The 4,712-nt window shown below is 66.5% G+C and carries 4 protein-coding genes; all 4 read left to right on the top strand.

What is annotated here, in order from left to right; genetic code table 11:
- Positions 1-862 (top strand): type II toxin-antitoxin system HipA family toxin (locus QM569_RS15000; RefSeq protein WP_414988042.1); only part of this gene is annotated, 862 nt, incomplete at its 5' end.
- A 41-nt stretch (positions 863-903) separates the two neighbouring features.
- Positions 904-2,952: an acetyl-CoA carboxylase biotin carboxylase subunit gene (locus QM569_RS14995; protein WP_414988041.1), complete on the top strand. Its 2,049-nt coding sequence runs from the start codon at positions 904-906 to the stop codon at positions 2,950-2,952.
- Positions 2,953-3,012: 60 nt separating this feature from the next.
- A complete protein-coding gene (locus QM569_RS14990; protein ID WP_414988040.1) occupies positions 3,013-3,474 on the top strand; it encodes a VOC family protein in 462 nt (153 codons plus the stop codon).
- 232 nt (positions 3,475-3,706) lie between these two features.
- Positions 3,707-4,555, top strand: coding sequence for a 4,5-DOPA dioxygenase extradiol (ygiD, locus tag QM569_RS14985; RefSeq protein ID WP_414988039.1), 849 nt, complete (start codon positions 3,707-3,709; stop codon positions 4,553-4,555).
- The last annotated feature ends 157 nt before the right edge of the window (positions 4,556-4,712 follow it).

The following is a 4,712-nucleotide window of genomic DNA, read 5'->3' as shown; positions in this document are numbered from 1 at the left end:
GCTGGCGCGCGAGATCCAGGCCGTCGTCAGCGACGGCGATGAGCGCAGCAGCGCCGAGCAGCTGCGCCACCTGCTGATGCTGGGCGGCTCGCCGCAGGGCGCACGGCCCAAGGCGCTGCTGCGCTGGCAGCGCGCGCACGACGCATTCAGCGCCGACGACGCTGGCCCTTCTGCTGGCGAACCCTGGCTGTTGAAATTCCCTGCGCAGGGCGAGCACGCGGAAGTCTGCGCACTGGAAACCTTCTACGCCCGGCTGGCCCGCGCAGGCGGCATCGACATGCCCGAGGCTGCGCACTTTGCGCTGGGCGCAGGCCATGCAGCCTTCGGCGTGCGCCGTTTCGACCGTGCGGATGTGCAGAGCGCAGAAGTGCGCGTGCCCGTCCTCAGCCTGGCCGCGCTGGTCGATGCCGACTACCGCCTGCCCGCGCTCGACTACGAAACCGTGCTGCTCGCCACCGCGCGCATCACCGGCGACTACCGCGAAACACGCAAGGCCTTCGAGCGCTGCGTGTTCAACGTGCTCACGCACAACCGCGACGACCACGCCAAGAACTTCGCCTACCGCATGGACGCGCAGGGCCGCTGGCGCCTTTCACCCGCCTTCGACTTGTCCTTCAGCCAAGGCCCCGGCGGCCAGCACAGCACCAGCGTGGCGGGCGAGGGCGCGAAGCCGACCCGCGCCGACCTGATGCGCGTTGCCAAAGGCGGCGGCGTGAAGGAAAAGGATGCGCAAGGCTGCATCGACCACTGGCTGGCTGCGCTGTGCCAGCCGCAGCCGGAACTGCTGCACGATTTGCCCATACGCCAGCACACGATGAACCAGGTGCGTAAAACGCTCACGCAAGTGTGGCGTGGCTTTTGACGGCAGCGACACAACCACATAAAACCAGCGAAGGAGTTTTCATGTTCACCAAAATCCTGATAGCGAACCGCGGCGAGATTGCATGCCGCGTCATCGCCACCGCCCGCAAGATGGGCATCGCCACCGTCGCCGTCTATTCCGACGCCGACAAGGACGCCCGCCACGTCCAACTGGCCGACGAGGCCGTGTACATCGGCGCGGCACCCAGCCGCGAGTCCTACCTGCTGGCCGACAAGATCATTGCCGCCGCCAAGCAGACCGGCGCGCAGGCCGTCCACCCCGGCTACGGCTTTCTGAGCGAGAACGAAGCCTTCGCCAAGCGCGTGGAGGAGGAGGGCATCGTCTTCATCGGCCCCAAGCACGGATCAATAGCTGCCATGGGCGACAAGATCGCGTCCAAGAAGCTCGCCAACGAGGCCCAGGTCAACACCATCCCCGGCTACAACGACCCGATCAGTGGGCCGGAGCAGGCGGTGGAAATCGCCAAGGGCATCGGCTACCCCGTGATGATCAAGGCCAGCGCGGGCGGCGGCGGCAAGGGCCTGCGCGTGGCCTACAACGACAAGGAAGCCTTCGAGGGCTTCGCAAGCTGCCAGAACGAGGCGCGCAACAGCTTCGGCGACGACCGCGTGTTCATCGAGAAGTTCGTTCAGGAGCCGCGCCACATCGAGATCCAGGTGCTGGGCGACAGCTTAGGCAACGTGATCTACCTGAACGAGCGCGAGTGCTCCATCCAGCGCCGCCACCAGAAGGTGATCGAGGAAGCGCCTTCGCCCTTCATCTCTGACGCCACGCGCAAGGCCATGGGCGAGCAGGCCGTGGCCCTGGCCAAGGCCGTGGGCTACCAGAGCGCGGGCACGGTGGAGTTCGTGGTCGGCAAGGACCAGGACTTCTACTTTCTGGAGATGAACACCCGCCTGCAGGTGGAGCACCCGGTGACGGAGTGCATCACCGGCCTGGACCTGGTGGAGCTGATGATCCGCGTGGCGGCGGGCGAGAAGCTGCCCCTGACGCAAGCCGACGTGAAGCGCGAGGGCTGGGCCATCGAGTGCCGCATCAACGCCGAGGACCCGTTTCGCAACTTTCTGCCCAGCACGGGCCGCCTGGTGCGCTTTCAGCCACCCGAGGAAACCATGTTCCAGGGCGACACGGACAAAAGACAAGGCGTGCGCGTGGACACGGGCGTGTATGAAGGCGGCGAGATCCCGATGTACTACGACTCGATGATCGCCAAGCTCATCGTGCATGGCACCGACCGCGACCACGCCATCGCTAAGATGCGCGCCGCGCTCAACGGCTTCGTCATCCGCGGCATCAGCAGCAACATCCCGTTCCAGGCCGCGCTGCTGGCGCACCCCAAGTTCGTCAGCGGCGACTTCAACACCGGCTTCATCGCCGAGCACTACGGCAAGGGCTTCCACGCCGAGGACGTGCCGCACGACGACCCGCTGTTCCTCGTCGCCCTGGCCGCGTACATGAACCGCCGCTACCGCGCGCGCGCCTCGGGCATCAGCGGGCAGCTGGCGGGGCACGAGGTCAAGGTGGGCGAACAGTTCGTCGTGGTGGTGCTGGGCGCCGAAGGGCAGAATCAGCACCACGCGGTGTCGGTGACGGATTTTCAGGACAAATCGGGCTCCAGCGCAGTATCCGTGGGCGGCAACAGCTATCAGATCAGTAGCGCCGCCACGCTGGGCCAGATCCGCGTTCAAGGCCAGTGCAACGGCACGGGCTTTACCGCGCAGGTGGAGCGCGGCGCGGGCAAGAACCCGCTGGCGCTGCGCATTGCGCACAACGGCACGCAGATCGAAGCGCTGGTGCTGTCGCCGCTGGGCGCGCGGCTGCACCAACTCATGCCCTACAAGGCGCCGCCGGATTTGAGCAAGTTCCTGCTCTCGCCCATGCCCGGCCTGCTGGTGGATGTGGCCGTGCAGCCGGGCCAGAAGGTGCAGGCGGGCGAAAAGCTGGCCGTCATCGAGGCCATGAAGATGGAGAACATCCTGTTCGCCGCGCAGGACGGCGTGGTGGGCAAGGTCGTGGCAGGCAAGGGCGAGTCGCTGGCCGTGGACCAGGTGATCCTGGAATTTGCATGAAATCGGCCTCTGGCGCTTATCCAGCGCGCGCCAGCAGCTATTGAATCAGGAGCAATCGAGATGACCCGCCCCTTCAAAGTCCTGGGCATCCAGCAGATCGCCATCGGCGGCACCGACAAACAGCGCATGAAGCGCCTGTGGGTGGACATGCTGGGCCTCACGCAGACTGGCACCTTCCAGAGCGAGCGCGAGAACGTGGACGAGGACATCCTCGCCATGGGGCAGGGCGCCTTCAAGGTCGAGGTGGACATCATGCAGCCGATGGACATCGAGAAGAAGCCGGCAGTCCACGCCACGCCGCTCAACCACATCGGCCTGTGGATCGACGACCTGCCCCGTGCCGTCGAATGGCTCACCGCCAAGGGCGTGCGCTTCGCGCCGGGCGGCATCCGCAAGGGCGCGGCGGGGTATGACATCACCTTTCTGCACCCCAAGAGCAACGACGAGTTCCCGATCGCGGGCGAGGGCGTGCTGATCGAGCTGGTGCAGGCGCCGCCTGAGGTGATTGCCGCGCTGGGCTGACGGATGGCGGGGAGCTGAGTCGGGGGGCTTTCACCACCATCCTAGGGCGCGCAGCGCCCAGTACAGGGCTCAGAAACGGGCGCTGCTCGCCAGCGACCGGGCCAGCCCGAAGGCCAACAGGTAGCGGCAAATGGTGCGTTTGATGTTTGACACAATTCGCTACCTGGATCTGTCACCCATGCACCGCAGAACATCCCTGGCCGCGTTGGCCGCCTTTTCAGGAGCCTTCTCCATGACCTCGACCCTGGCTGCGGCCACCGCATCGCTGAAGCCGTCCCCGCGCATGCCGGTGCTGTTCGTGGGCCATGGCAGCCCCATGAACGCCATCGAGAACAACGCCTGGCGCCGCAGTTGGCAGGCTGTGGGGGCGGATCTGCTGGCGCGCGCCGCGCGGCCCCAGCTCATCCTGTGCGTGTCGGCCCACTGGCTCACGCGCGGGGGCTGGCAGGTGACGGGCATGGCGCGACCGCGCACCATCCACGACTTTGGCGGCTTTCCGCAGGCGCTGTTCGACCAGCAGTACCCCGCGCCGGGCGCGCCCGCCGTCGCGCGGGGCCTGGCGGCTGAGCTGCGTTCCCCCGCCACGGGCGGCGCGCTGGGCGTGGATGAGGGCGAATGGGGGCTGGACCATGGAACGTGGTCGGTGCTCAAGCCCATGTTCCCGCAGGCCGACATCCCCGTGCTGCAACTGAGCATGGACTACGCCCGCCCACCGTCCGAGCACTACGCCCTGGGCCAACAGCTGCGGTCGCTGCGCGAGCGCGGCGTGCTCATCGTGGGCAGCGGCAACGTCGTCCACAACCTGCGGCTGGCGCGCTTCGGCACGGCGGCCAATGCAGCCTACGACTGGGCGGTGGAGTTCGACACCGTGGTGCAGGAGCAGATCAAGAACGGGCAACTGGGCGCGTTGCAGGACTTTCAAAAACTCGGCCCGCTGGCGCGGCAGGCGCACCCCACGCATGAGCACTACCTGCCGCTGCTCTACGCCGCCGGGGCGGTGCAGGCGGGCGAGATGCCGCGCTTCTTCAACACCGGGTACCAGGCGGCGTCGATCTCCATGCGGTCGGTGCTGTGGGGGTGATTGTCAAAAATGATAGCTGCTTGTGCTTTCTGGATAAGGGCGGTTTCAAGTCCAAGTGCAACAAATATTCAATGCACAGGGTCTGGCTGCTGGCTCAATCGAGCCAAGTGCTCGGCATAGACCTCAATGGGCTTGCGCCAGCCCAGGGTCATCCTGG

The organism is Acidovorax sp. (assembly GCF_047607405.1).
Taxonomy (GTDB): domain Bacteria; phylum Pseudomonadota; class Gammaproteobacteria; order Burkholderiales; family Burkholderiaceae_C; genus Acidovorax.
The sequence above is the reverse complement of the archived record's forward strand: the minus strand, read 5'-3'. Positions and strand labels throughout refer to the sequence as shown.